Here is a 26,991-nt window from a genome sequence, read left to right as displayed (position 1 = left end):
TCTGCCAATGCGCTCTGTTAACTAGAATATATTTCTGCATGACAGAAAAGCCGACGGCGGGAAGCCAGTGACACTTCAAACCGACGTTTTTGCCGACGTCCGCCGCGGGATGATCCCCGCCCACATCTACAACGACAAAGATGTGTTCGCGCTGGAAAAGGAGCGCTTATTCAGCAAGGCGTGGATGTTCGTCGCCCACGAATCCGAGATCCCGCAGGACGGCGACTACGTGGTGCGCCGCGTACTCGATGACTCGTTCATCATCGCGCGCGATTCGGACGGCGAAGTCCGCGCCCTGTTCAATATGTGTCTGCACCGCGGCATGCAGGTCTGTCGGGCTGAGATGGGCAACGCCTCCAACTTCCGCTGCCCCTACCACGGCTGGACCTACCGCAACGACGGACGGCTCACCGGCTTGCCGTTTCACCGCGAGGCCTACGGCGGCGACGAAGGCTTCGCCAAGAACCAAAGCCTGCTCCCCGCACCGAATTTGGCGAGCTACAACGGTCTGATCTTCATCAACCTGGACCCGGATGCGCAGCCGCTGGCCGATTTCCTCGGTGACTTCAGGTTCTATCTGGACTACTACACCAAACAGAGCGCGCAAGGACTGGAGGTGCGGGGACCGCAGCGCTGGCGGATCAAGGCCAACTGGAAGATCGGGGCCGAGAACTTTTCCGGCGACATGTACCACACGCCGCACACCCACGCGTCGATCGTCGAGATCGGCCTGTTCCGCGAGCCGAAAGCCCAAAAGCGCAAGGACGGCGCCACCTACTGGGCGCACAGCGGGGGCGGCACCACCTACAAGCTCCCGCCCGGAAACTTCGACGAGCGCATGCGCTACGTCGGCTATCCCGACGAGATGATCGGGCGGATCAAAGAGTCCTGGTCGCCCCGGCAACAGCAGGTGGTCAGCGAGGATGGCTTCATGATCTCGGCGGCCACCTGCTTTCCCAACCTCAGCTTCGTACACAACTGGCCGAAATTGCCCGGCAGTGACCAGGTGCTGCCGTTCATCTCGATCCGGCAGTGGCAGCCGATCAGCGAGAACGAGACCGAGGTGTGCTCGTGGTTCGCGGTGGACGCGGCCGCACCCGAGGACTTCAAGGAGAACTCGTACAAGGCCTATCTCATGTGCTTCGGTTCGTCCGGCATGTTCGAGCAGGACGACGTGGAGAACTGGGTCTCGCTGACCACCACCGCCGGCGGTTCGATGGCACGTCGACTGCTGCTGAACAGCCGGATGGGCTTGCTGGACGACGACCGTCCGGTGATCGAGGCCCTACCGCCCGAATCGTTCCACGGACCCGGACGCGCTCAGGTCGGCTACAACGAATACAACCAGCGCGAGTTGCTCAAGCTGTGGGCGGACTACCTGGCATGAGAAATGGACCGAGAAAGCCGCTGCCGTTCAACGACATCCGCCATCTGCAGGCGCATCAGTTCCTGGTGGACGAGGCCTACCTGCTGGACACCCAGGACTACGGGACGTGGCTGGACACATTGACCGACGACATCCGCTACGTGATGCCGGTCCGCGTCACCACCGCACGCGGGTCCGGCTTCGACATGTCCCCCGGGATGGCCCACTTCGACGAGGACAAATACTCGCTGACCCAGCGGGTCGCGCGCTTTCGCACCGAACACGCATGGACCGAGGACCCGCCGTCGCGACTACGCCATTTCATCACCAATGTCCGGACCTTCCCCGGCGACGACGACCGACACCTGATTGTCCAGTCGGCCGAGTTGCTGTTTCGCAGCCGTGGCGACGTCAACGAAAGCGCACTGTTGTCCTGCGGACGCGAGGACGTGCTGCGCTGGGATGACGACGCGCAAACGTGGAAGCTGGCCCGGCGCAACATCATCGCCGACGAATCGGTGTTGCGGATGCAGAACCTGGCGGTGTTTCTATGAACCCTGTTGGCGAGCCCATCACCGTCGCAAACGAATTCACCGAAGTCGTGGTTCAGCGCGTCGACACCCGCAACGGGTCGCGACTGCTGATCAGCGCACCCCGGACCGGCCGGTGGATCAGCCTGGACGCGCTCGAGGTCGAGGCGCTGACGTGGCAGAACCCTCGTACGCTGGCAGCCATGGTCGGCAACTCGTTCGCCCCGCTACTGCCCGACGAGCAAGACGGCGGCGATGACCGGCTGGCTTGACGGCAAACGCGCGCTCGTGGTGGGCGCCGGATCCGGCATCGGCCGCGCGGTTGTCGACGCATTCACGGCCGAAGGCGCCAAAGTCGCTGTCCTGGAACGTGACAGCGGCAAGTGTGACACGCTGCGCCGGCAACTGCCCGCGGTTCCGGTGATCGAAGGCGACGCGACCAGCCGTGCGGTCAACGATCGCGCGGTCGCGGCCACCGTGGAGGCGTTCGGCGGTCTCGACACGCTGGTCAACTGCGTCGGCATCTTCGACTTCTATAAGGGCATCGCGGACATCGACGCTGACAACCTCGATGCGGCGTTCGAGGAAACGTTCCGCACCAATGTGCTCAGCCATCTGCATTCGGTGAAGGCGGCCATCCCGGCGTTGCAAGCCGCAACCGGGTCCTCGATCGTGCTCACCGAATCCGCATCCTCGTTCTACCCAGGACGCGGCGGCGTGCTGTACGTGTCGTCGAAGTTCGCCGTACGCGGGCTGGTCGCGGCGTTGGCGCACGAGTTGGCGCCAGGCATCCGGGTCAACGGGGTGGCGCCGGGCGGCACCCTGAACACTGACTTGCGCGGCCTGGCCAGCCTGGGCCTGGACGACATCCGGCTCGACGATTCTCCCAACCGGGCAACCGACTTGGCCGCGCGCACACCGCTCAACGTGGCACTCAGCGGCGCAGACCACGCCTGGAGCTTTGTTTTCTTGGCCTCGGATCGGTCTCGCGGCATCACCGGCGAAACCGTGCGTCCCGACGGCGGATTCGGGCTTGGTCGAAATGTTTGATCAGCAGCGCGCACTGGTCGCCCAAGCCTGCCGGGTCGCAGCAGCCCGAGCGCTGGTCGACGGCATCCTCGGACACGTGAGCCTGCGCGTCGACGACGAGCACCTGCTCATTCGCTGCCGCAGTGACTCCGACAACGGGCTGGCATTCACCCGCCCCAGCGACATCCGGCTGATCACCTTCGACGGTAACGAGGGCGCACCGGGCGAACTCGACGGCTATCGCGTGCCGAACGAACTTCCCATCCACACCGAAACCCTGCTGGCCGACCCGGGGCACCGGGCGGTCGCGCACTTGCACCCGCCGGCCACCGTCGCGGCGAGCCTGGCCGGCATCGACATCCGGCCGATCTACGGTGCCTACGACATTCCCGGCGCCTGGCTGGCCCGCGGTGGTGTCCCCGTCTACGAGCGTGCGGTGCTGATCCGCAACTCGCGGCTGGCCAAGGACATGGTGGCGGCGATGCGCGGTAGACCGGTGGTGATCCTGCGCGGTCACGGAATCACCAGCGCCGCAAGCACCGTCGAGCAGACCGTGCTGCAGGCGATCAGCCTGAACGAGCTGGCGCGAATGTCGTTGCGCGTCAACGCCGCCGGCGGCGTCCTACGCGATATCGACGAGGCCGACTGGGATGACCTGCCCGACTTGGGATCTGGCTTCAATGTCGATGCGGCCTGGCGGCACGAGGTCGCCCGGCTGGGGGATTAACCGGGAGCACCGGCTGATCCGTCGTTACCCTTCCCGCCGGCAGTCCCACTGCCTCCGCCCGTTTGCGCAGTGCCGGGCGTGCCCGCGGCGCCGCCGCTGACCCCGCTGCCTCCGTCGCCGCCGCTACCGCCGGCTCCGGCAGTGCCGGCGATGCCGGCCTGACCGAACAGCCCACCGCCGCCGCCCATACCGCCGGTGCCACTGCCGCCACCGTTGCCTCCGTCGCCTCCGTCGCCTCCAGTGCCGCCATTGCCAGCGTCACCGCCAAAGCTGCTGCCGGAGATGGAATTTGCGTTACCACCATTGCCACCGATGCCGCCAAGGCCTCCGCTGCCTCCAGTGCCGCCGTGGCCGCCGACGCCCGCGTTGCCGCCGGCACCGCCGTTGCCAAACAGCCCTCCGGCGCCGCCGTTACCACCCGCGCCGCCGGCCCCGCCGGTGCCGCCCGTGCCACCGGTGGCACCTGCGCCACCGTCGCCGCCCACACCACCTTGGGCCGTGGAGCCAGTGACTGCCGTGCCGGCAAAAGCCACGTTGCCGCCCGCACCGCCGCTGCCGCCATCGGCTCCGAGGCCGCCGATGCCGCCGGTGCCGCCGGTCCCGCCCGCCCCGCCGGTGCCGGCCAGCATTCCGCCATGACCGCCGTTGCCACCGGCGCCCCCCGTGCCACCCGTTCCTCCCGACGCGCCCGTGCCGCCGCCGCCGCCGTCGCCGCCGTTCCCCGAGAAGGCGAACGAACTGGACCCGAATCCAGTGGCTGACCCGCCGGTACCGCCCGCGCCGCCCACGCCACCTGGGGCCGAAGCGTTGGTCCCGTTGCCGCCGTCCCCCGCGCTCGCCGAAGCGAAGCTCCCGGACGCGCCGCCTGCCGTCGCATTTCCGCCGGCGCCGCCGGCACCCCCATTGCCGCCTGCGCCGCCGACGCCGCCATTACCGCCGACCGCAGAGGCGCCCGCTCCCGCGAGCGCCTCTCCGCCGGTACCGCCGGTGCCGCCGGTGACGGCGGAACCGCCGTCGGCCCCGTCGCCGCCGGTGAAGCCGAAGGAATTGCGCGTGGTCCCGTCGAAGATGGCGTTGCCGCTGCTGCCGGTGGCAGCCTGACCCGTAATGACCGGGTTCACGCCGTTGGCGCCGGGCAGACCGGTGCCGCCTTGGCCGCCGGCGCCGCCCGCGCCGAACAACACGGCGTTGCCGCCATCGCCCCCTCGCCCGGGCAGGCCGCCGTTGATGCCCGCGGCGGCGGCACCGCCCAGCCCCCCGTTGCCGCCGTTGCCGCCGAGCCAGCCTCCGGACCCGCCGCTGCCGCCGCGTGCGCCCACGCCACCGGCGCCCCCGGCTCCGCCGGTGCCGAACAGTCCCGCGTCGCCGCCGATGCCGCCCGCCTGGCCGGCCGCGCCGGAACCGCCGGCACCCCCATTGCCCCACAGCAACCCGCCGGCACCACCGTTTGCGCCGCTGCCCGTGGCGCCGTTTGCACCGTCCCCGATCAGCGGACGCCCGAGGAACGCTTGAGCCGGCGCATTGACCGCGCTCAGCAGAAGCTGCTCGACGCCGCTTGTTTCGGCCGCCGCGTAAGCGCCGGCGCCGCCACCGAGGAGTTGCACGAACCGCTCATGAAACGCCGCCGCCTGGGCACTGACTTCCTGATAGGTCAGGGCATGGCTACCGAACGCCGCGGCGATCGCCGCCGACACCTCGTCCGCAGCCGCAGGCAAGACGCCCGCCGTGGCGGCCGCCGCGGTCGCGTTGGCCGTTCCGAGCGCAGTTCCGATACCGGCCAAATCCGCGACCGCCGCGGACATCAAATCGGGCATGGCAATGACGTAGGACACGGCGCGCTCCCATCAATCTGGGACGATGCGACGCGTACCTGGGCCGGAGGGCCGACCATCCTTCAATCAGCGCACTCTATGCCCGTCACCATCGGGTGGAATGCGGAATTACCGATTGACACGGAAGCAAATTAGTCAACCCAGCTGATCGCCAATCTCCTTAGCCGCCTTGCTAAGTGCACCCGCCATCTCGCCATACCGCGAGCTGTCCAACCGGTTCTGCGGTGCCGCCGCATTGAGGGCAAGACGCAGGCCGGGCGCCCTGGTCGGTATCGGCACTGCCACCGAGGCGACGCCCTCCTCGCTCTCCTCGCGGTTCACGGCGTAGCCGCGCTCACGAACGCGCAGCAGCTCGGCTTCGAGTTCGGTGCGGCTGCCGATCGAGTTCGGAGTGATGCGCTCCAACTTCTCCTGCGGAAGTAGTTGTCGCAGTTCGGGTTCGGAGAGCTGGGCCAGCAGCGCCTTGCCCGTCGAAGTGCAGTGCGCCGGCATCGTGCGGCCCAGCCGCGAGGCCACCCGGACCGCGGTCGGGCCCTCGACGGCGGCAACAAACCGGACGCTGGTGCCGTCCAGCATCCCGAGGTGAACCGTTTCCCGCAGGCGTTCGCTGAGGCTGCGCATTATCGGGGTGGCCGTTCGCTGTAGGTCGATGCGGCCGAAGATCGCGAACGCCACACTCATGAGCGCCGGCCCGGGCAGATACGCCTTCGACGCTGGATCCTGCCGGACGAAGCCTCGGTAGGTAAGCATCGCCAGCAGTCGGTGCGCCGTGGAGGACGCCACCCCCAGATAGCGGGTCGCCTCGCTCAACCGGACCTGCGGCCGTTCGCCGAACAGCAGGAGCAGCTTGAGCGCGTTGTCGACCGACTCGATGGGGTACTGCGGCGCAGACGAATCGGCGGCCGGCACCGACTTTTTCCGCATGACAGCGACGCTACCGCGCGAACTCAGACGATGACTCCTGACTTGCCGTCTGCCCCGCCCCGACCACCCGCACCGTTGTAGGCAGCACCGCCCACGGCGACAGCCGTCGCCGACGGCGGATCCGGTTCGCCGGACCGTGCCGCGGTTGTCACCCTTCCCGGCGCCGCAGGCACAAACGACATCGAAGAGCTGCCACCGCGTCGCGGCCAAGAATACTATCCTCCTTACGAAATAATTGTGGCAAATCTCCGAAATATTCTCCTGCAATTTCTGCACCAAACGCGGCGACTCCGTCACGTCGAATTTATTCGCAAAACGCTTCCGGATTGCGCAGCTACGCGTACCGTCTCGCGGTGGGTGGCCGGACGAGCAGGTTACCAGCAGAGGACGGTCATCATCATGAGCTATTTTATATTGCCGCCGGAGTTAAATTCGTTGCGCATAATTTCCGGCGCGGGCACAGCGCCGATGTTGACTGCCGCCGTTGCATGGGATGCATTGGCCGACGAACTGACCTCGGCCGCGAAATCTTTCGCAGCGATCACCTCAGGTCTTGCCACGGAGGCCTGGCAGGGTCCGGCGGCGACGGCGATGGCTGCGGCGGCGACACCGTACGCCGGCTGGCTGAGCGCCGCGTCGGCTCGGGCCGTTGATGCCGCGACGCGGGCCAACACTGTGGCGAGTGCATTCGAAGCCGCGCGCACGGCAATGGTTCATCCGCTGGAAGTCGCCGCGAATCGCAGTGCGTTCGTTCAGCTGGTCGTGTCGAATCTGTTCGGTCAGAACGCCCCAGCCATCGCTGCCGCTGAAGGAATTTACGAACAGATGTGGGCCGCCGACGTAACGGCGATGGCCGCCTACCATTCAGCAGCTGCGGCCGCGGTCGAGCAGCTAGGGTCGTGGAACACCAGCATCGGCAACAACGGTGTATGGAACCTGGGCATCGGCAACACTGGCAATGACAACTTCGGCAGCGGCAACACCGGCGACGCCAATGCGGGCAGCGGGAACCTGGGCATCGGCAACCTAGGCAGCGGCAACTGGGGCAATTCCAACCTGGGCAGCGGGAACAGCGGAGACGGAAATCCGGGTAACGGCAACTGGGGCAACAGCAACCTCGGCAACGGCAATGTCGGCAATAGCAACTTGGGCAGCGGAAACCAAGGCGCCTTCAACTTCGGTTCTGGCAACGTCGGCAATGCCAATCGGGGCGGTGGGAACATCGGCGACGCCAACTACGGCAGCGGCAATCTCGGCTCCTTCAACCGGGGTGTAGGCAACCTTGGGTCCTACAACATCGGCTTCGCCAACCACGGGCAGTTCAACGTCGGTTTTGGCAATACCGGCGACTACAACATCGGGATCGGGCTCACCGGCGACCACCAGGTCGGCATCGGGGCGCTGAACACCGGCATCGGGAACCTTGGTTTCGGCAACTCCGGTAACAACAACATCGGCCTGTTCAACGCGGGCGACAACAACGTCGGCTTGTTCAACTCTGGGAGTGGCAACTTCGGATTTGCGAACGCGGGCATCACCAACACCGGCATGTGGAACGGCGGCTACGACAACACCGGTTTCGGGAACGCGGGGGGCACCAACTTCGGTTCGGGAAACGCCGGCTATGGCAACACGGGCAGCGGCAACGCCTTCTATTACAACGTAGGCTTCGGCAACGCCGGCTCGGGCAACACCGGCCTGTTCAACTCGGCCGACTACGGGACGAACACGGGAGCCTTCAACTCGGGTTATTGGAATACCGGCTTCTTCAGTTCGGGGAGCACCAACACCGGCCTGTTTGATTCAGGCAGCCTGAACACGGGCATCGGCAGCTCGGAGACTCCTGTCGGTGTCGTTAATTCCGGGTTTGGCAATGTCGGCACCAATCTTTCCGGCTTCAACAACATCGGCAGCGATAGCTCGGGCTTCCAGAATTCAACCGAATTCGCCTACGGCTACACCTCAGGAATTCATAACGAGAACGGTCGAGGAAACGTCGGCTTCTACAACTCCGGTTTCGCCTTGTCGGGTTTCAACAATGCCGGCGAATACAACTCCGGAATTTGGAACAGCGGCTACGCCAGCTCGGGTATGGGTAATTCGGGCTCGTACGACTCCGGCGGCTACAACAAGGGCGACGAGCACGCTGGTTTCTTCAATTAGTCTGTGCCACTTGAGTATTGGCCCACCGGTAGTCGGCCTTGCCGGACGGGGAACGCACCACCCGGTCGACGAAGATGATGTCCTTGGGCAGCTTGTAGCGCGCGATGTGGCGGGCTGCTTCGGCGATGATGCCCGCGGCATCAGGCTGCTCGCCCGGGGCCAACTGGACGATTGCAACGACCTCGCTTCCCCACCGGGCGCTCGGCCGCCCCGTGACCACCACGTCATAGACCGCGGGGTGCTCGGCCACCGCGGCCTCGACCTCCTCGGCGAAGATCTTCTCGCCGCCGGAGTTGATGGTGACCGAATCCCGACCGAGCAGCTCGATCCCGCCGTCGGCGTGCCAGCGCGCCCGGTCACCCGGCACCGAATGCCTGATCCCGTCGATGACCGGAAACGTACGCGCGGTCTTGTCCGGATCGCCCAGATAGCCCAGCGGAATCAGGCCCTGCTGCGCCAGCCAGCCGATCTCGGGGTCGCCGGGTGTCAGGATTCGGGTCAAGTCCGCGTTGACCACCACCGCACCCGGATTCGGGGTGAACCGGCCAGACGCACTTTGTGCGCGGCTGGAGACCTGGCCCATCTGCGATCCGGACTCCGACGACCCACCCGCGTCCAGGATGGTCAGCTGAGGCAGCAGTTCGACGAACCGCTGCTTCAGCGGTGCGCTGAGCGCGGCCCCGCCGGTGACCAGGACGCCAAGTCCGGACAGGTCATAGGATCCGGACTCCAGTTCCTCGAGCAGCGGTCGTCCGAATGCGTCGCCGACGATCGACAACGTCACCACACGTTCACGGCTGGCCAGCGACCACACTTCGGCCGGATCGAGGTGCGTCGTGGTCGGCGCCATCACGAAAGGCCGTCCGGCGAGGAGATTTATGAACGCGGCCCATTGGGCGGCGCCGTGCATCAGCGGCGCGGCCGTCATCGAACCCGGCCCCTCCGCGCGTGACCTCTCGACGATCTCCGCCAGGCTCGTCACCATCTCGCCCGTGCCGTACACCCGTCCGCCCATGGCGTTCACGTAGATGTCGTGCTGACGCCACAGCACCCCTTTGGGCATTCCCGTGGTGCCGCCGGTGTAGAGCACATACAGGTCGTCGGGCGACGGTGTGACGGCGGGCGGCTCGTCCGAAGCCGAGCCCAACAGATCCTCGTAACGCGTCGCGCCGGGCAGCGGATCGTTGCCCGAGTCGTCGTCGACGTGGATCAGTCGCGGCTGCCGGCCCAGGCGTGGCAATGTCTGTGCCAGCGTGGGGCCGAACCGGGCGTGATAGATGAGGGCGTCGGCGGCGGCGTTGTCGAGCAGGTACACCAGTTCGTCGGCAACGTAGCGGTAGTTGACGTTGAAGGGCGCCACCCTGGCCTTGTACGCACCGATCATCGCTTCGATGAACTCGTTGCAGTTGGCCATGTACAGGCCGAGGTGGCTCTGCCCGGATTCGTGCGGCGCCAATTCCGAACGTTCCTTGCGGGCACCGAGCCCCCAGGCGTTCAACACCTGGGCAAATCGGTTGGTGCGCCGGTCGATCTGCGCGAAGGTCAGACGGAGATCACCGAAAACGATGCAGTCCCGGTCGGGGTTTGCGGCGGCCACCGCCGAGAACACCTGGGCGAGATTGAACTCCACGAAACACAGCCTCCTCGAGTCCCGTCGACGCTAGCAATCACGCGACTCGCAAAACTCGGCGATAGATCTCGGCGCGCCTGCCTTGCACGTCAGGCATTCTTTACGCATGGATATCGAGGCCCTGCTGCAGTCGATCCCGCCCTTGGCGGTGTACCTGGTGGTCGGCGGGGTGGTCGGGCTCGAGAGCCTGGGCATTCCCCTGCCCGGGGAAATCGTCCTGGTGAGTGCGGCGTTGATGTCGTCGCATCACGAGCTTGCCGTCAACCCGGTCGGGGTCGGCGCAGCCGCCGTCGTCGGTGCGGTGGTCGGCGACTCGATCGGCTATTCGATCGGACGCCGGTTTGGTATGCCGCTTTTCGACCGGCTGGGCAGGCGCTTCCCGAAGCACTTCGGTCCCGGACACGTCGCACTGGCCGAGCGAACGTTCAACCGGTGGGGCGTGCGGGCGGTGTTCTTCGGTCGCTTCATCGCACTGCTGCGGATCTTCGCCGGGCCGCTGGCCGGGGCACTGAAGATGCCGTACCCGCGTTTCTTGGCGGCCAACGTTTCCGGCGGCATCTGTTGGGCGGGCGGCACCACCGCGGTCATCTACTTCGCCGGCATCGCCGCCGAACGGTGGCTGTCGCGCTTCTCCTGGATCGCGCTCGTCATCGCCATAGCTTGTGGCGTCACTGCGGCGATCTTGTTACGCGAGCGCACCTCTCGCGCTATCGCCGAACTGGAGGAAGAGCACTACCGAAAAACGGGCACCACGGCCGCCTGACTAGTCTGGCGCGGCGCCCTCCACGGCTGCCGCCGGCGCCCGATGCACCTCGATGAGCGAACGGGCCATCTTTTTCGCACGCCGAGCGGCATTCAGGTCACCGACGGCCGCCATGATGATGGCGCCTTTCATCAGGATGTGCCAGGACTGAGCGAAGTCCTCGATGTCGTGCAGTCCGGCCGCGATCGCACGCTGTCGGACGATCTCGCGGACCCGGTCGATATGGGCAATGCTGGCGCGTCCGGCCGGGTGATCGGGTCCGAGTTCGAGCAGCACGTTGATGAACGAGCAGCCTTCGTAACCATCGCGGTTGTGGAACCAGTGGTCCATCACGTCGAAGATCGCCAGCAGTTGCGCCTCGGGAGTGTCGCCCATGCGCTCGGACTCGCGCTCGATCAGCCCATGCGTCCACAGTTGCTCGCGACGCTCTAACACCGCCAAAACCAGTTCGTTTTTCGTCGCGAAATGACGGTAGAGCGTCGCCCTGGCGACGCCGGCCCGCACGATCACCTCGTCAGTGCCTACGGCGCGGATACCACGCCGGCTGAACAGGTCGTAAGCGGCCAAAAGGATACGTTCACGAGCCGGCACAGCGGGCGTCGCCAGATCACGGGTTGCCATCGCAATACTTAACCTACTCACAGGTCAGTTATGTAGACAGACCGCCCTGTCTTGTTATAGAAATGAGATCTACGACGCAACACATCTGTCTGTCTTCAGACTTGCAGGACGGGCATTCCATCGCGGCGTTGCCCAACGCCAGCCGATTAGGAGCGCACGATGAGCCTGGTCATTGCCGAATCCTTCGCCACCCGCTTGAAGCTGAGCCCGAGGCTGGTTTACGAGCTCGGCGACCCGCGCAGCACACTGCGCGCGACCACCGACCGCAGCGGCGACGCGGTGATCATTCACGCAGGCGGCGAGATCGACGCGTGCAATGAGCACACCTGGCAACAGCTGGTCAGCGAAGCGGCCGCCGGGATCAGCGTCCCCGGCCCGTTCGTGGTTGACGTCAACGACGTCGACTTCATGGGCTGCTGCGCGTTCGCGGTGTTGGCCGACGAGGCCGACCGCTGCCGCCGTCGTGGTATCGAACTACGCGTGGTGAGTGGGCACGCGATCGTCAGGCGAATCGTCGACGCATGCGGCTTGACTGAGCTGCTGCCGATCTTCGAAACCGTGGATGAGGCCCTGTCAGCTTCGCGCTCGCGCGCGTAGACCTTTTCGCCGGCCGGCTTGACCAGAGTTCGGCAATTCTCGGCGTAACTTTGCTGGTATGAGAGCCGGTGCCCGGTGAGCGAGCTGCCGACCGTCGGTGTGGAAGAAGAGTTTCTCCTCATCGATCCACAATCCGGCGAACCGGACCCGCGTAGTGCCGAGGTCGCCGCGCAGGCCAAGCGTCGGGGCGTCGAACTGCAACTCGAGCTCAGCAGTTGCCAGGTCGAAACCACCTCCGGCGTGGCCAGCACCAGCGCGGAGCTCCGCGACGATCTGCTGGCGTTGCGCCGGGCCGCGGCGCAGGCAGCGGAAGCCGTCGGCCTTCGCCTGTTAGCACTGGGGCTTCCCCCCGTCACGCCGCAAAAGTTTCCGGTCACCGACACTCCCCGGTATCGGCAGATCGGGGCGCTCTACGGGATGGTTGCGCACGAGCAGGGCATCAGTGGCTGCCACGTCCACGTGCAAGTCCCCGACCGGGCGGCGGCGGTCCACGTCAGCAATTGGTTGCGGCCGTGGCTGCCGTCGCTGCTGGCGCTGTCGGCCAACTCGGCGATCTACCGCAACGCCGAAACCGGTTATGCGAGTTGGCGAAGCGTACTGTGGCGGCGCTGGCCCGCCGCCGGTGCGCCACCGTTTTTCCCGTCGCTCGACGACTACGAGCGCACGGTGCGGATGCTGGTCGACACCGGAGTGATCCTGGATCCGGACATGATCTATTGGGACGTGCGAGCATCGGCCACCTTCCCGACCGTGGAGGTTCGGGTGGCCGATGTGCCGGCGACCGTCGCGGAAACGGTGTTGCTGGCCACCTTGATTCGGGCTGCGGTGATGACAGCGTTGCAGGAGCGCGACGACGTCGGACGGCTGGCGCCGGCGGCTCTACGGGCGGCGTACTGGATGGCCTCTCATGACGGATTGCCCGGTCGCGCGCTGAATCTGTTCGATGACTGCAAAGCCGTGCCGGCGCGCGAGCAGCTGTCCGCGTTGGTGCGCCGGGTGCGCCCGGCCCTCGAAGCCCTCGGTGAGTTCGATGTCGTCGTCGACGAACTCGAACGCATTGCCGCCCAAGGCAATGGAGCGATGCGACAGCTACGGGCATGGCGGCAGCGCGAAGATGTGCGCGACGTCCTTGAGGAAGCCGCGGCGGCCACCCTGTCCGGCGTCGACTTGTAACTACACCGCGAGCAGGCGGTACAGACCGATCAACCCGACCACAACGATGGTGGCGCGCAACGCGTTTGGCGACAGTCGACGTCCGTACCGCGCACCGAACACTCCCCCGATCAGCGACCCCACCGCGATCACGCCAGCCACCGGCCAACTGATGCGATCCCAGGCCACCAGCGTATAGCCAACGGCCGCAACGATGTTGACCAACAGCGACAGCAGGTTCTTGGCTGCGTTCATGCGCTGCACCGATTCCGGCAGCAATGCGCCCATCACCCCGACCAGCAAGATGCCTTGCGCAGCGGTGAAGTATCCGCCGTAGACACCGACTGCGAACGTTCCCAACACCAGGGCGATCATCCGGGTCGTCGAGACGTGTTCGGCGGAGCGGCCCGCCTCCTCGGCCCGGCGGCGTGCCCACGCCTGCATCCGCGGACCGATCACCACCAGGATCAGGGCCAGCACCAGCAGCACCGGAACGATCGAGATGAACACCTTCTCGGGCAGATGCAGCAGCAGGTAGGCACCCAGCGCAGCGCCCAGCAACGACGCCGGCATCTGCCAGAGCAGTCGGTCCCGCTGACCCTGCAGCTCGTTGCGATAGCCCCAGGTGGCCGACACTCCCCCCGCCACCAGGCCGACAGCGTTGGACATGGTCGCCGTGACCGGCGGGTAGCCCAGCGCCACCAGCGTCGGGAACGTGATCAGGGTGCCCGACCCGACGAGCGCGTTGATCGCACCGGCACCCAACCCGGCCAGTCCGATCAACAGCATGTGGTAAATCGACACCCCAAAACCCTACTGGGCTGGCAGCATTGACGGTTGTGCTCGAAGTGATCACCAAGGGTGTTGCCAGCAAATCCCATCCTGCTCCGTTGCTGTTCGTGCATGGCGGTTGTCTCTCAGCGTGGTGCTGGGACGAGCACTTTCTCGACTTCTTCGCCGAACGCGGGTTCTGCGCCGCTGCGGTGAGCGTGCGCGGCCACGGGGCCAGTAATTGCCCGACTCCGCTGCGCAACTGCGGCATCGCGGACTACCTGGACGATGTGCGTTGGGCCGCTGACCAATTGGGCGGGCACCCCGTGCTGATCGGGCATTCCACCGGTGGCTTCATCGTGCAGAAGTACCTCATGGAGCGCGATGCGCCCGCCGGGGTGCTGTTGGCCTCCACGCCGACCCGCGGCATCGGGTTTTCGTCGGTGAGGGTGTGGCTGCGGCATCCCGTGCAAGTCATGCGGGCCAACATGTCCGGCGGCGCGCGTGACATCTTCAACACCCCGCCCCTAGCGCGGGATTTTTTCTTCAGCCCACAGACTCCCCAGCCCATCGTCGACGCGTGCGCCGCGCGCGTCGAACACGACAGCATGCGCGCGGTCTTCCTCGACCAGACGTTTCGCCTACCGCACCCTAAGCGTGTGCGGACCCCGCTGCTGGTGCTCGGCGGCACCGAGGACGGCTTGATCAGCCAGAAGGAGGTCCGCACCACCGCCCGGGTCTACGGCGCCGACGTGGAACTGTTCACCGGCATGGGGCACATGCTGATGCTCGAACCCGGCTGGCCCGCGGTTGCCGAGCGGATCTGCAGCTGGCTCGGCGCCCGGGGGCTCTAGCGGGGCGCTGTAGACGACATCGGCATTCGCGGTCTCGCTGTGCGTCAGCCGCCCAGGTATGGCACTCCAGGCAGGTTGGGGATGTTGTGCCAGTCGGGCAACGAACCGCCCTGCTGGAAGAGCTGGACGGCGGCGTTCTCCCCGTTGGCGCTGGCGACCCAGTCGCGAATCTGGAAGTACAGGTTCGTGCTGGCCTGGGTGGCGAGCTTGGCCGCGAGGTCGTACTCGTTCATGTTCGTTCCCGGCACGAGCATCGAACCGCGCGGGGTGTGCGGGCCGTCCTTGTTCAAGGTCGTGTGGCATTCCTGGAAGCCGGGCGGCGGACCACCCGCCGGGCAGCCCTCGAGGGGCGGCCGCTGCGAGAAGTCGATGCTGAAGTAGCCGGTGTGCAGGTCAGCGGGAAAATCGGCCGGGTTGCACACCGGGAAGATCGGCGGGGCCAGGCGGTCGAGCTGACCGATGGCGATGTTGTCGTCGACCCAGTTGGAGTGGGCGTACAAGTCCTGCTGCGTGTGCAGCAGAGCGCCGAACGCTGCTCGGGCACCCGGGCCGTCAACCTCCGTGTTGCCGTTGACCACCGACCCGCTGAGGATGATGGGCGAGAAGGTGTCCCATGCCTGCCGCGCCCGGTTGCAGATTTCGACCGGGTTCACCGAGTTGTCGAGGTGACGGAACTCGTCGGTGGCAAATGCGTCACTGCCCATCGCCCCACCGCCGGGCGGCGGGCCGATGAGGATCTGGTTGACCGCCAGCTGGCTGACCTGGTCTGCCGGCAGGGCATTGCGCGTGATCGTCTCGTGGTACTTGACGTAGAACGCTTGAGCCCGAGGCGCGAACACGACGAACGATGCCATCGTGGCAAGACTTGCCACGATCACGGCGAGGACGCCCAGTGGGTGTCTGCGGGTTAGCGTCATGAGAACTCCGTGCTAGTAGGGACGTGCTTTCGTGCGCTTTTGTAGACGTTTCCTCATGATCGTTCCGAAATCAATAAAGACTCCGCGATATGAACATGCGCGCATCTGTTGACGCCCAGCTAACTCGTGTTCAATAGCGCGTGGTTAGCGCCTCGGCATCTCTACACGTACGGCAGCGTTGTGGTCCGGACCGTCTCGGAGGTGTGCGCGAGCAGCTCGGCGAATTTGGACTCGAGCGTCGCGGTGGTCTCCCCCACCGGCTTGTCGCAGTAGCGGCAGTGCGCCGTGAAGCGCGGCTGGTCTTCCTCGCTCGGCCAGAACCGGCGCGGGCCCACTTGGGCGCCTGGGTCGAACTGGACGGCCTGATGCGCGCTTTCCCTCAGGATCCTGCCGACGGGATGCATCTGCGGGCACTCGAGTTTCAGCGTGCCGATGCCTTCAACAAAGCTCATCGTGGTCCACCCTTTGGGTTTGCAGATCGTTAGGAAACGATACCGGCCGTTGCGGTTTCGGGCAGCGGTCACGACGCGGCGTGCGCAATCTACGACCCCTTGCCACCGCTTATACGTCCTGTGACTGACGTTCTTGGTCGGTGGCGTCGACAGGATCTTACTTGCCAGTAAGAACTGGTCATCGGGCAAACAGTCAAGGAGTTGGGCATGTCGTTTGTGAGCGTGATGCCGGAGTTGCTGCAGGACGCGGCACGTGATCTGGCGGGTATCCGTTCGGCACTGGTCGAAGCAACTGCGACCGTCGCGGGACCCACGACCTCGATAGCGGCTGCGGCTCAAGACGAGGTGTCGTTCGCCATCTCCTCGCTATTCGGCAGCTTCGGCAGGGAATTCCAAGTTGTCAGCGCCGAAGCGCAGGCGTACCACGAGCAGTTCGCCAACCTGGTGCGGGCCGGAGCGGGTGCCTACCTGAGCGCTGAAGCCGCTAACGCGGAACAGGCTGTGTTGGGAATGGCATCGAACGGCAGTGCTGCTGCCGCGTCACCTGCGCTGTTTGACAGCTTCGGGGCACTCGTCTCGAATACGGCCACCAACCTGCAGGGTCTTCGCGACGCCCTGTCGGCCAATCCGGCACCGTTTCTACGGCAGGTCCTCAGCAATCAGCAGGCTTACGCCCAGACCCTCGCGACCGGGTTCCAAAATGCGGTGCAGAACCTGCCTGCCGAGTTGGCCAATCTGCCGACGACCATCGGCGCGGCCCTCTCGGGCGCGAATCCGGTGCCCATCCTGCAGCAGCTGGTTAGCAACCAAATCGGATACGCCCAGGTGATCGCGACGTCACTGCAGAACGCCGGCAACGATTTCATGGCCGGGCTGAACGCCTTCCCGGCCAGCTTGCAAGCGGCGTCCCAAGCCTTCATGGCCGGCGACGTCACCGGCGGGCTGCTGCAGATCGGTGGCGGCCTCCTGAACCCATTGTTCACGGGGTTCGGCGCCAGCATCGACCCCGTTACCAACCTCATCTCGATAACGCCGCTTGGCGCCTTCGGAGATTTGTTGCCCATCTTCAGCATTCCGGGCCAGATGGCGCAGAACTTCACCGATCTGCTGCCCGCCGGATCCGTTCCGGCGATGGTGGCGCAGAACGCGACCAACGTAATCACGGCGCTGACGGATATGTCGCAAACCCTGGACTTGAATACGGGTGTTCTTCATGTCGGCTTGCCGTTAGTGCTCGCACTTGACGCGATAGGGCCGCCGGTCACCACACTGCAAGCGCTGGGATCCAGCGCGAATGCTTTTGTCGGCGCGATTCAAACCGGCGACGCGCTCGGGGCGGCCGCGGCACTGATCAACGCTCCCGCGGTCGTCGCGAACGGCTTCCTCAATGGCCACGCAACGCTACAGTTACCGGTTTCACTCTCTGGGCTCGAAACGCTCACCGACATCCCCCTGGGCGGGATTCTCACGCCGCTCGATTTCGCAGCTCTCGAAATTCCGATCCTTGGGCCGGGCTCACTGACGCTGAGCGGCGCGACATTTGGGGGTCTGCTTCCCGGCCTGTTGCAATTCCTTCCCCAACAGCTCGCGCAGGCGATCGGCGCAGCCGTACCCGTCTGATAGCAACTGCCGTTGCGACAGCACGCGAGCCTCAGATCAGACAGTCCAGCGGGACGCTAGCCGCCGCGGGTCACCGAGGCCTCGATTGGCCGCCCGTTATGGGAAGTCGAGACGACGGACGCGACCTCGGCTTGCCGCTTGAGCGGCTGGGCGAAGCTGCTCCCTTCGTCGGATCGTTTCGCGTGGGCCTCGCTGGCCTCGCTGGCCTCGCCAGCCTCGCTGATGCCGAACTTTGCGTGCAGCCACAGCAGCGATTTGGGCGCCCACCAGTTCCAGCGGCCCATCACATGCATGAAGGCGGGTACCAGGACCATCCGCACCAGCGTGGCATCCGCGGCCACGGCGAGCGTCAGGCCCAGACCGAACATCCGCATGAATGACACATGGGCCGCGATCAGCGCGGCGAAGGACATCGACATCACCAATGCCGCCGCGGTGATCACCCTGCCGGTGCAGGCCACGCCGTGCGCTACCGCCTCGTCGTTGGCGGCGTGTTCCTCCGTCGCGGTCGGATGTGCCGGCCGGTACGCCAGCCAGTACTCGCGGATCCGGGAGATCAGGAACACCTCGTAGTCCATGGACAAGCCAAAAGCGATGCAGAACAACAGAACTGGCATGTTGGCCGCCAGTGTGCCGCTCGGAGTTGTGCCCAGCGCACCGAGATGACCGTCCTGGAAGATCCAAACCAGAGCACCGAACGCCGCGGTCAGTGACAACACGTTGCACGCCAGCGCCTTTGCCGGCAGCACCACGCTGCCGGTCAGCAGGAACAGCAGCACGAACGTGATGGCGGCGATCAGCGCCAGCACCAATGGCAGGCGGTCGGTCACCGCATCGACACTGTCGCGATTGACCTGCGCGACACCGGCCATCGCAACGGATCGGCCGGCGGGCCCCGCGACCTCGTGCAACCGCTTGAGCTGGAGGTCGGAGGCTTCGGAAAACAACGGCGCCGTACTACTCACGGTGAGGAAGGCGCTGCCTTCGGCCATTCCGGCGGCCGCGGCCGGGGGACCGTCGAGATGACCGTTTACGAAGGTCCCATCGGGGGCCGACACCGCAGAAACATCGGGAACCCGTGACAGGTCGGCGGCATATCGGCCGATCTCCCCCATGCTCAAGTTGCGTGCGTCGGGGATCACGATGGCCACCGCAGTCGCGGAGTCATGCGCGAAACCGCTCCGCAATCGGTTACCGACCTCATGCGAGGACACCGAAGTCGGCAGCACCCGGTCGTCGGGGAAGCCCCACTTGACCGAGAAGAACGGCAGCCCGAGCAGCAACAGGAACGCCATCACGGCGAACCCGACCGGCGCCCACCGGCGCATAACGAACTTGCTCGACCGGTACCAGAAATGCTCCTCGACCGTCAGGCGCAGCGGGTCGTGGCGGCGCAACACCACTTGACGGAGAAAACGGCGCACGTCGACCGCGTCCAGTCGGTTGCCCAACAGGACGATCGCTGCCGGCGTCACCACGATGGACGCGGTCGCGACGAAGGCGACCGAGGCCACACCGGCGTAGGCGAACGACTTCAAGAAGTACATGGGGAACAGCGCCGTCGCCGACATCGACAACGCCACGGTGACCGCCGAGAACACCACCGTGCGACCGGAGGTGACCATGGTCCGTACCAACGCCCGATCTGCGTCGCCGTCCTCGGCCAACTCGTCGCGATAGCGGCCGATGATCAGCAATGTGTAGTCGATGGCCAGCGCCAGGCTCAGCGCGGTGCTCAGGTTGAGCGCGAAGATCGACACCTCGGTGGTACACGCGATCAGCCGCAATACCGACATCGAGCCGACAACGGCCAACGCGCCGAGCGCAATCGGCAACCCCGCCGCCACCAGACCACCGAACACCCAGATCAGCACCAGAAAGCTCAGCGGGATCGCGATTGCCTCCGTGACCAGAAGATCGTCCCGGTTCTGGTTGTTGATCTGCGCGTACTGCATCGCCGAACCCCCGGCCCTAACAGCGACTCCGTCGCGATCGTGGACGAATTCGCCGGCGAGGGTTTGGGCATTTTTCTGCGCGTCGTTTTCGCCGCCCCTGAGGTTGACCACGATCAACCCCGACTTGCCATCCGCGCTGATCAGATCGGCGGCCGACTGCGATGGCGCTGTCCACGGCGAGGTCACGTTGAACGCCAACGACGAACGCTGCACCTGGTCGACGACGTCGGCACCCACCCTCCGCGCCTGCTCGCTGTTGGCGCCGTCTGGCGCGGTTACCACGATCAGCATCTGCTGACCGCTCTGCCCGAACTTGTCGGTCAATATCCGGATCGCCCGGCCCGACTCCGAGTTCGGATCCTGGAACCCACCCGAGGACAGGCTCTCGGCGACCGGAATCCCGAACGCCGCCGCGGCGATGAAGACCAAGACGGCTCCAACGATGATTCGTCGTGGCGCCCTGATTGCCAGACGAGCAATCCCGTGGAGCATCTTGCGTCCCTCCGCCGTGGATCTCGGCGTTCCCGATGACCGGCACATAGCCGTGGATCCAAACCGAGGTAGTTCAGCCTGCGGCTTGGTTGTCTGCCCTTTGGCGGCCCTACCGCCGTACTGGAATCGTCGCCAGTTCTGGATGACGTGTACTCAGTACGCGGTTACTCGAATTTCTCCGCCCAGATAGGGCATTACCCGCTGCGCTGACGCTTCCGAGGTGGCTGGAGGGTGGCTGGGGCAGGTCCGACCATGCCGCACAGCCCGGCCGACGACCTGCGGTAATTGTTGTGGTCCCGGCTGGGATCGAACCAGCCTTATTAGACATTTGCAGGATCTACGTTGACCTCGCCGGATTGCGCAGAAAATACTATTAACCAGCATCTTTAGCGATCCGGCTGGGTTCCGGCTGGTGGATTCTGTAGGGTTCTGTAGGACTCACTATTGTGCAGATGTTGTGCAGATGTAGGGAGCGGCGACATGGCACGCGGCAAGCGCGGAACACCCAAACGACAGGCGTTCGGACGCATCCGACAAGAGCGGTCGGGGCGGTGGTCGGCCGCCTATCTGCACAACGGCGTGTTGCACCGCGCGCCGGCCACCTTCCCCACCAAGGCATCAGGGCAGCGATGGCTAGAAGACGAACGCGACCTTATCGACCTGGACCGCCGCAACCTCGGTGTCTGGACACCGCCGGCTGAGCGCGCCCGAAAAGCCGCGACCGCCAACATGACGTTGCGCACTTACGCGCAAACCTGGCTAGAACAACGCAACATCGCACGCCGAACACGCGAGAACTACGCCTATCACCTGGACAAAAACATCCTGCCGGTGCTCGGAGACAAAGTGCTGGACAGGATCACCCCAGAGGACGTGCGCGTATGGTTCGCCGGGCTGGACAAACAGCTTGAGACCCGCAATGCACGGGCGTACGGGGTGTTGACAGCTGTGCTCAACACGGCCGTGGACGATGGCCTGATCGACCGCTCCCCCGCCCGCGTCAAGGGCGCTAGCAACGTCAAACGCACCAAGCGTTCTGTCGTGCTGCTGACGGCCGAGGAACTCGCGGCGCTGGCCGACAAGATGCCGGACGGACTCGGGCTCGCCGTGTTACTGGCCGGCTGGTGCGGACTGCGCCGCGGTGAACTATTCGCCCTCACTCGCGCCGACGTTGCCCCAGACTGCTCAACCCTACGAATTGAGAAGGCGGTGACACGACGCGAAGGACGCGACATTTGTGGCCCGACAAAGACGAAAGAATCACGGCGCACCGTGACGGTGCCGACCCATCTTCGGCCCTTGATCGCTGAGCACCTGCGCGAGCGCGTCGGTGCCGCCAAGACCGCGTTGCTTTTCCCCGATCCGGTGACAGGTTCCTTCTATACCGAGGGGCGTTTTCGCACACCGTTCTTCGCCGCCCGCGCAGCAATCGGCCATGAGGACTTGCACTTTCACGATCTGCGGCACTTCGGCGGTGTCATGGCGGCGGTGGCCGGCGCAACCACCAAGGAGGTCATGGACCGGTTAGGCCACACCACTAGCACGGCCGCGATGCGCTACCAGCACGTCGCCGCCGGGCGGGCCGACGCATTGGCCGAGCGGCTATCCGCACTGGCATCGACGCCGAGCACATTGCCTACCTAAGTCTGCATTATGCGTTGGGATGCAACGGATTTAGTTGCATTCTGTTGGCTTGCCAGCTATCTTGGCAGTCACGCTGGGACTGCACCCGCTGCCAAAGTGACAGCGAGGAAAGCAGGACTATGACTCACTCTCCTGAATACGAGTCGTTAAAGCACGCCTCGAATCGAACCGGAATCTCCGTATGGACTCTCCGAGAGAAAATTGCCAGCGGCGAGCTGCGTGCCTACAGATTCTCCGATAAGCCTGGTGCAGCAATTCGAGTCCGGCGCGTAGACGTTGATGCGCTATTCAAGCCGGTCATTCCCGACACCATTTACGCTGGCCAGCGGCGGAAATAGGCCGCTCACAACACCTTTCACACGCGGTGCATTCCCCGCGATCGCTCCGTCCTCTTAATCCAGACCTCAACCCACCCTCAACCGAGATAGGAGTGTGTTTCACCATGCCCAGAACAACCCCGGTACCGATGATCAAGCGCCGCCGCTGGACCTGGCCGAATTTCCCGCCTGGGATGTTCGAGGACGCCACCGGCTATCACTTCGAGGGCGCCGAGCACTTGGACCGCCACACCCTTAACCGATGCCTTCATGCTGACCCCAACGCCGCGGCGTTGTTGAACGACCTCGCAGCGGAAGGCACGCTGGACTTGGCCTGGCCGGACATGGCCGGAGTAGTCCCGCAGGTGTGGGCAGCCTCGGAGTTCGCCGAGTCGGCGCTGTGTCGTCGCCATTGGGTGAAGCTGTTCTACGCCAACGGTTTCAGTATCGACGGCCAGCGCGCAGAGCAGCCGAGCGAGCCGGTTCGGTTGTATCGAGGCACCGTTCCCGCCGTCGTCGCTTTTGACGCGGTTGGGCACCTGGTGGCCATCGACTTCAACGGGCACCCGGCAGACCCCTACGGCGAGATCGCGTGCGCGTGGCACAGCTCGCGCGGGATGGCGTGGACAAGCGATTTGTGTGCCGCACGCCAGTATGCCCGGCGCGGGCCCTGGGGTCACGAGTGCGGGCAGGTGTACGCCGCTGACATCGAGCCCGAATACCTTTTAGCCCGCGTTGGAACCGATTTCATTGTCGATCCCGCCGGCCTGGCTGACAACGTCGTGCCGCTGGACATTGCGCCGGTGGGGCAATGACCAACGCCTCAGCGAGCCAGGTACGCATGGCACGCCGGCGGGCCAAACGGCTAGGCCTGCGGATGGTCAAGCGCGGCAACGTAGTCACGTTGTACGACATTGACGGCCAGGTAGTCGATTCAGGCGACCTGAGCGCGATTTCGGCATACCTGGCCGGTGCTGCGGTGCGTCGCCGGCCGGGACCGGTACAGGCACCAGTGCCGGCAGCTTGGCGGCACTCGATCGAGGACTACTGCCTTCACCTGGCGGCGGCAGGGCAGTCACCCCGCACGGTCGACGCGCGCCGTAAGGCGTTGGTACGCCTTGGCCGCGAGCTGGGCTGCGCCCCGGCCCAGGTGACCGCCGAACGCCTCGTTGGGTGGTTCGGTCGCCAGACCCAATGGAAGCCCGAGACCCGCAAGACGTACCAAGTCGCAGCGCGCGAATTTTTCAGGTGGGCATACCGCAAGCACCTCGTGCCGGACCACATTGCCGATGAGCTGCCCACGGTGAAGGTGCCGCCGGCGGTCCCGCGGCCGGTGCCCGATGACGCTTGGCAACAAGCGCTCGCCCGCGCCGACGCGCGGACGGCGCTGATGATGCGTCTCGCGGCCGAGGCCGGGTTGCGCCGCGGCGAAGTCGCGCGGGTCAACGTCCGCGACGTTGTCGAGGGCGTCGGCGGGCCGCAACTCATGGTGCGCGGCAAGGGCGGACGGACCCGTGCTGTACCCATCAGCGATAGCTTGGCGGCCGCGGTCCGCCGTGGTGCTGCCGGGCACACACCAACGCTGGCCGCCTTCGGCGACTGCGACGGGTGGTTGTTCCCGGCGGCGCCGGCCGCCGGGCACCTGACAGAAATGCACGTCGGCAAGTTGGTCGCCGCCGCCCTGGGCCCGGGCTGGTCAATGCACAAGCTGCGGCACCGCTTCGCCACGCGCGCCTACCGGCACGGTGGCCGCAACCTGCGCGCGGTGCAAGCCCTGTTGGGACACAGCAGCGTCGCCACGACTGAGAGATACACCGCTGTTGACGACGACGAGATTCGTGCCACCGCGATGGCTGCGGCTCTCGATGACCCGATCGTGTAGCCCGTGACCGAAACGCCGAGCACAACAACAACTTTGGTGGGCATTGTGCTCGGCGTTTCGCGGTGTCTGCACCGCGATTTCGTAACCTCTGGAAACACATCGAAAACCGACAGACAGGACGGCGTGCCGATGGCTGTGACCTTTGACAACCCCGATGCGTTATTCCCAGCAAGGGACGTCGCCGCACTCCGATGCAAAACAGAGAACGCTCTTGCCGTCGAGCGGCACCGTGGTAACGGGCCGCCGTACGTCAAGGATCGCGGCCGGGTTCTCTACCGGGCCGGTGACTTGGCGGCCTACCTCGCCGCCAACACGGTCACGCCGGGATCACCACCGCCGCAGCGGGACTGACGTTCTGGCCGTAAACAGATGCACCGCGCCGGGAGATTGGCCTCTGCCTCGGCGCGGTGCGATCCATCCGAAACCCCATCCCCGCGAAAGGATGAAGAACGTGCACCAGACTAACGCGCGCCAGGGCACAGAGGCCGATCTCGATCTACTGACGAGACTGCTCAACGATGCGCCCGACCCCGCCGACCCCATACGAGTTCGCCAGTACCTGCACAACTTGGCCGACGCTGGGCTGTCGGTCCTGCTGATCAAGCCGGGCACCAAAGAGCCCTTCGACGGGCGCACCGCGGGCAAACGACTGGCCGATGACAAGACCGCTCAGCTCGCGGCTAAAAAGGCCGGACAGCGCAATTGGCGCAAGGTGAAGTCCCCGTCCGGGGTCCACCTGGCAAGCCGGGATGCCGCGGCGCTGGGCGGCTACCTCGACCGCTACATCGCCGCCTTCGGCCCCGACTGCGCGGTCAATATCGCCGTAGCGCTGGGGCGCAGCCGGTTGGTCGTGGTCGATTGCGACACCCCCGAGCAGCAGGCGGAGTTCCTCGCGGTGTTACCTCTCGACGACCCGGCGCCAACGGTCGTCACGCCGGGCCAGCTCGGCGCTGACGGGGAGACAATGGTTCACCGCGACGGCGGTCATTTCTGGTTTGTCGTACCCGATGGTGTCGACCTGCCCGAGTGTTTGGAGTCGGCCACCATGGGCACCGGTGACGGCGGCGGGTATTCGGTGCTGTGGGGGCCAGGCAAGTACGTGCTTATCCCGCCGAGCGTCCGGCCCGAAGGCGCATACAAGGCCGTTGGAAAGGTCCACCCGTTACCGGCCACGCTGCGTGATGAGATCGCCACGCACGCCGCAGCCCGGCGACAGCGGGCCGGGCGCAGCGAGGGTTGCGCCGATGGGCCGATCGCCATGTGGGGCGCGGCGATAACGTGGGCGGAGATTCTGGCCGGCACTGACTGGACGCTAGCGAGCCGCACCGATTCGTGTGGCTGTGAGATTTGGACCGCGCCCGGTCCGCACGCCGACCCGAAGTCGGCCACCGCGCACGAGCCCGGGTGCACGCAATGGACCGATTCACCCGATCCGCCGTTGCACATCTGGACCGATCACGACGTTGATCCGTTCGCCGGGCTCGGCGCGACGGTGACGCGGCTACAGGCCGTCACACGGATTGACTACGGCGGTGACCTCACCGCCGCGATGGATGCGCTGGACTTGCACGACGAACCGGTAACCATCGACGGACGCACGTGCCGGGATGAGGGTCGGGGGCCGGCGAACCTTCCCGAAGAATTTTGGGCCGCGCACCCTGTGCTGACCCACATTCGCGATGCCGCGCACCGTGGTCTCAACTCGGCTGACGCGGTGCTCGGCGCGATCCTGGCGCGTTTGGCCGCCCACGTGGACCCCGCCGTCACCGTGGACACCGGGATCAAGGCGCCCATGCCGCTGAGCATGTTCGTCGGTCTGGTCAGCTCTGCCGGTGGCGGTAAGTCGTCGGCGTGCGCCGCCGCCGAACGGCTGTTGGAGCTGTGTCTGCCGGACCCGTTGACCCCGAACTTGATTGCCGCGCACGAGACGCCGGTAGAGAGGCCGGTCGGCACCGGCCCCGGTGTCGCGGAGGCGTTCATGGGCACCGTGGTCGATCCCGGTGACCCCACGGGAAAGATCAAGCGGCGTGAGCAGGTCGGCCATAAACTGCTGCTGCACTCCGACGAGGGGGCCGGCCTGGTCGCCGGCATCCTCGACACCAAGAACGCCAACCGCATCGGTCCTGTGCTACGCGCCGCATGGACTGGCAGTGTGCTAGGCGACGGCAACGCGTCTGCGGACCGGCGGCGCGTGGTCCGCGATTACGTCGTGGGGCTGGTGGCCGGTTTCCAGCTCGAAGCCCTGGCCGCGTTATCCACCGCCGAACAGATGGAATACGGGACACCGCAGAGGTTCCTCTACCTGGCCGCCACCGACCCCGCAATCCCTGACGATGCTCCCGTCGACCCCGGCCAGCTTGAAGTGAAGCTGCCCACGCGGCCACTGCGGTACAGCGACGAACTACAGCAGCAGGTTCGCGCCGAGGTACTGCACCGCGCCCGTGGGCTGGCAGACGACGAAGACCCAATGCATGCCCACCGGCCGGCGATGACCGCCCGCTTGGCCGCCCTGCTAGTCGTGTTGTGCGACCCCGGCCGCACGGTGATCGAGGCAGGGGACGTGCAGCTGGCCGAGATGCTGCTGAATATTTCGGTGTGCATCCATGAGCGCGCAATGGACTACCGACGCGAACGGGAAGCCGCCGAGCGTGAGCGCCAGGCCGAAGCGCGCATTCAGGAGCAGGTGGCGACGGCAGCGGCCGTTGATGATCGAGAAGCCAGGTTAGACAGACTCGGCGAACGCATCCTGCGCC

The 26,991-nt window shown here is 65.7% G+C and carries 25 protein-coding genes; 16 read left to right on the top strand and 9 right to left on the bottom strand.

Annotated features, from left to right (window positions below; genetic code table 11):
* The first annotated feature begins 109 nt into the window (after positions 1-109).
* The 5 genes from BST27_RS16920 to phtC are packed head-to-tail and all read left to right on the top strand — an operon-like array spanning position 110 to position 3,652.
* The gene (locus BST27_RS16920; RefSeq protein WP_079219915.1) at positions 110-1,387 is read left to right on the top strand and encodes an aromatic ring-hydroxylating dioxygenase subunit alpha; all 1,278 of its coding nucleotides are present in this window, start codon (positions 110-112) and stop codon (positions 1,385-1,387) included.
* Positions 1,384-1,920 (top strand): 3-phenylpropionate/cinnamic acid dioxygenase subunit beta, encoded by a 537-nt coding sequence (locus tag BST27_RS16915; protein WP_069419605.1) that lies wholly within the window; start codon positions 1,384-1,386, stop codon positions 1,918-1,920. Before BST27_RS16920 ends, BST27_RS16915 begins: the two co-directional genes overlap by 4 nt.
* Positions 1,917-2,168: a dihydrodiol dehydrogenase gene (locus BST27_RS16910; RefSeq protein ID WP_069419606.1), complete on the top strand. Its 252-nt coding sequence runs from the start codon at positions 1,917-1,919 to the stop codon at positions 2,166-2,168. Before BST27_RS16915 ends, BST27_RS16910 begins: the two co-directional genes overlap by 4 nt.
* Complete coding sequence (gene hcaB, locus BST27_RS16905) at positions 2,152-2,946, top strand: 3-(cis-5,6-dihydroxycyclohexa-1,3-dien-1-yl)propanoate dehydrogenase (RefSeq protein ID WP_069419607.1); 795 nt, start codon at positions 2,152-2,154, stop codon at positions 2,944-2,946. Before BST27_RS16910 ends, hcaB begins: the two co-directional genes overlap by 17 nt.
* Entirely contained in the window at positions 2,939-3,652 is a 714-nt protein-coding gene (phtC, locus tag BST27_RS16900) for a 3,4-dihydroxyphthalate decarboxylase (RefSeq protein WP_069419608.1), read from the top strand. Before hcaB ends, phtC begins: the two co-directional genes overlap by 8 nt.
* Here the strand turns inward: phtC and BST27_RS16895 are convergent.
* From BST27_RS16895 to BST27_RS32460, 3 genes are all read right to left on the bottom strand, one after another.
* A complete protein-coding gene (locus BST27_RS16895) occupies positions 3,649-5,484 on the bottom strand; it encodes a PE family protein (protein ID WP_069419609.1) in 1,836 nt (611 codons plus the stop codon). The two genes, phtC and BST27_RS16895, sit on opposite strands and share 4 nt — an antisense overlap.
* A gap of 135 nt (positions 5,485-5,619) precedes the next feature.
* Positions 5,620-6,408 carry an IclR family transcriptional regulator gene (locus tag BST27_RS16890; RefSeq protein ID WP_069419610.1) on the bottom strand — a complete coding sequence of 263 codons (789 nt, stop codon included), beginning with the start codon at positions 6,406-6,408 and terminating at the stop codon, positions 5,620-5,622.
* 23 nt (positions 6,409-6,431) lie between these two features.
* On the bottom strand, positions 6,432-6,590 hold the full coding sequence (locus BST27_RS32460; protein WP_156789268.1) for a hypothetical protein: 159 nt from the start codon (positions 6,588-6,590) through the stop codon (positions 6,432-6,434).
* Positions 6,591-6,807: 217 nt separating this feature from the next.
* On the opposite strand from BST27_RS32460, the gene BST27_RS16885 reads away from it, so the two are divergent.
* Positions 6,808-8,571: a PPE family protein gene (locus BST27_RS16885; RefSeq protein WP_069419684.1), complete on the top strand. Its 1,764-nt coding sequence runs from the start codon at positions 6,808-6,810 to the stop codon at positions 8,569-8,571.
* Here BST27_RS16885 and BST27_RS16880 read toward each other — a convergent pair.
* On the bottom strand, positions 8,564-10,201 hold the full coding sequence (locus BST27_RS16880; RefSeq protein ID WP_069419611.1) for an acyl-CoA synthetase: 1,638 nt from the start codon (positions 10,199-10,201) through the stop codon (positions 8,564-8,566). The genes BST27_RS16885 and BST27_RS16880 overlap by 8 nt on opposite strands.
* Positions 10,202-10,307: 106 nt before the next feature.
* Between BST27_RS16880 and BST27_RS16875 the strand changes: the two genes are divergently transcribed.
* The gene (locus tag BST27_RS16875; RefSeq protein WP_069419612.1) at positions 10,308-10,964 is read left to right on the top strand and encodes a DedA family protein; all 657 of its coding nucleotides are present in this window, start codon (positions 10,308-10,310) and stop codon (positions 10,962-10,964) included.
* Here the strand turns inward: BST27_RS16875 and BST27_RS16870 are convergent, their stop codons facing one another.
* Entirely contained in the window at positions 10,965-11,585 is a 621-nt protein-coding gene (locus BST27_RS16870) for a TetR/AcrR family transcriptional regulator (protein ID WP_069419613.1), read from the bottom strand.
* A gap of 159 nt (positions 11,586-11,744) precedes the next feature.
* On the opposite strand from BST27_RS16870, the gene BST27_RS16865 reads away from it, so the two are divergent.
* Together BST27_RS16865 and BST27_RS16860 are read left to right on the top strand one after the other, a co-directional pair.
* Positions 11,745-12,182: an anti-sigma factor antagonist gene (locus tag BST27_RS16865; protein ID WP_069419614.1), complete on the top strand. Its 438-nt coding sequence runs from the start codon at positions 11,745-11,747 to the stop codon at positions 12,180-12,182.
* A 75-nt stretch (positions 12,183-12,257) separates the two neighbouring features.
* Positions 12,258-13,355, top strand: a complete 1,098-nt coding sequence (locus BST27_RS16860) for a glutamate--cysteine ligase (protein ID WP_069419615.1) — start codon at positions 12,258-12,260, stop codon at positions 13,353-13,355.
* Here BST27_RS16860 and BST27_RS16855 read toward each other — a convergent pair whose 3' ends face one another.
* Positions 13,356-14,123 carry a sulfite exporter TauE/SafE family protein gene (locus BST27_RS16855; RefSeq protein WP_170062334.1) on the bottom strand — a complete coding sequence of 256 codons (768 nt, stop codon included), beginning with the start codon at positions 14,121-14,123 and terminating at the stop codon, positions 13,356-13,358.
* 50 nt (positions 14,124-14,173) lie between these two features.
* On the opposite strand from BST27_RS16855, the gene BST27_RS16850 reads away from it, so the two are divergent.
* A complete protein-coding gene (locus BST27_RS16850) occupies positions 14,174-14,959 on the top strand; it encodes an alpha/beta hydrolase (RefSeq protein WP_069419617.1) in 786 nt (261 codons plus the stop codon).
* Positions 14,960-15,003: 44 nt separating this feature from the next.
* Here the strand turns inward: BST27_RS16850 and BST27_RS16845 are convergent, their stop codons facing one another.
* Both BST27_RS16845 and BST27_RS16840 read right to left on the bottom strand, forming a co-directional pair.
* Complete coding sequence (locus BST27_RS16845) at positions 15,004-15,876, bottom strand: hypothetical protein (protein ID WP_197518113.1); 873 nt, start codon at positions 15,874-15,876, stop codon at positions 15,004-15,006.
* Positions 15,877-16,037: 161 nt separating this feature from the next.
* Complete coding sequence (locus tag BST27_RS16840) at positions 16,038-16,328, bottom strand: hypothetical protein (RefSeq protein ID WP_069419619.1); 291 nt, start codon at positions 16,326-16,328, stop codon at positions 16,038-16,040.
* 207 nt (positions 16,329-16,535) lie between these two features.
* Between BST27_RS16840 and BST27_RS16835 the strand changes: the two genes are divergently transcribed.
* Entirely contained in the window at positions 16,536-17,948 is a 1,413-nt protein-coding gene (locus tag BST27_RS16835) for a PE family protein (RefSeq protein WP_069419620.1), read from the top strand.
* A gap of 56 nt (positions 17,949-18,004) precedes the next feature.
* Here the strand turns inward: BST27_RS16835 and BST27_RS16830 are convergent, their stop codons facing one another.
* A complete protein-coding gene (locus tag BST27_RS16830; protein WP_083148557.1) occupies positions 18,005-20,395 on the bottom strand; it encodes an MMPL family transporter in 2,391 nt (796 codons plus the stop codon).
* A gap of 480 nt (positions 20,396-20,875) precedes the next feature.
* Between BST27_RS16830 and BST27_RS16825 the strand changes: the two genes are divergently transcribed.
* The 5 genes from BST27_RS16825 to BST27_RS16800 all read left to right on the top strand — a co-directional run.
* Positions 20,876-22,039 (top strand): tyrosine-type recombinase/integrase, encoded by a 1,164-nt coding sequence (locus BST27_RS16825; protein ID WP_069419621.1) that lies wholly within the window; start codon positions 20,876-20,878, stop codon positions 22,037-22,039.
* Positions 22,040-22,481: 442 nt separating this feature from the next.
* Entirely contained in the window at positions 22,482-23,171 is a 690-nt protein-coding gene (locus BST27_RS16815; protein ID WP_139805198.1) for a hypothetical protein, read from the top strand.
* Positions 23,168-24,238: a tyrosine-type recombinase/integrase gene (locus BST27_RS16810; RefSeq protein ID WP_069419623.1), complete on the top strand. Its 1,071-nt coding sequence runs from the start codon at positions 23,168-23,170 to the stop codon at positions 24,236-24,238. Before BST27_RS16815 ends, BST27_RS16810 begins: the two co-directional genes overlap by 4 nt.
* A 129-nt stretch (positions 24,239-24,367) precedes the next feature.
* Positions 24,368-24,589 (top strand): hypothetical protein, encoded by a 222-nt coding sequence (locus BST27_RS16805; RefSeq protein WP_069419624.1) that lies wholly within the window; start codon positions 24,368-24,370, stop codon positions 24,587-24,589.
* 100 nt (positions 24,590-24,689) lie between these two features.
* A partial coding sequence (locus tag BST27_RS16800; RefSeq protein ID WP_170062333.1) for a bifunctional DNA primase/polymerase occupies positions 24,690-26,991 on the top strand: 2,302 nt, incomplete at its 3' end.

The organism is Mycobacterium intermedium (genome assembly GCF_002086275.1).
In the GTDB taxonomy this organism is placed as follows: Bacteria; Actinomycetota; Actinomycetes; order Mycobacteriales; family Mycobacteriaceae; genus Mycobacterium; species Mycobacterium intermedium.
Note: the sequence above shows the minus strand (reverse complement) of the source record. Positions and strands in the feature narration are given on the sequence as shown.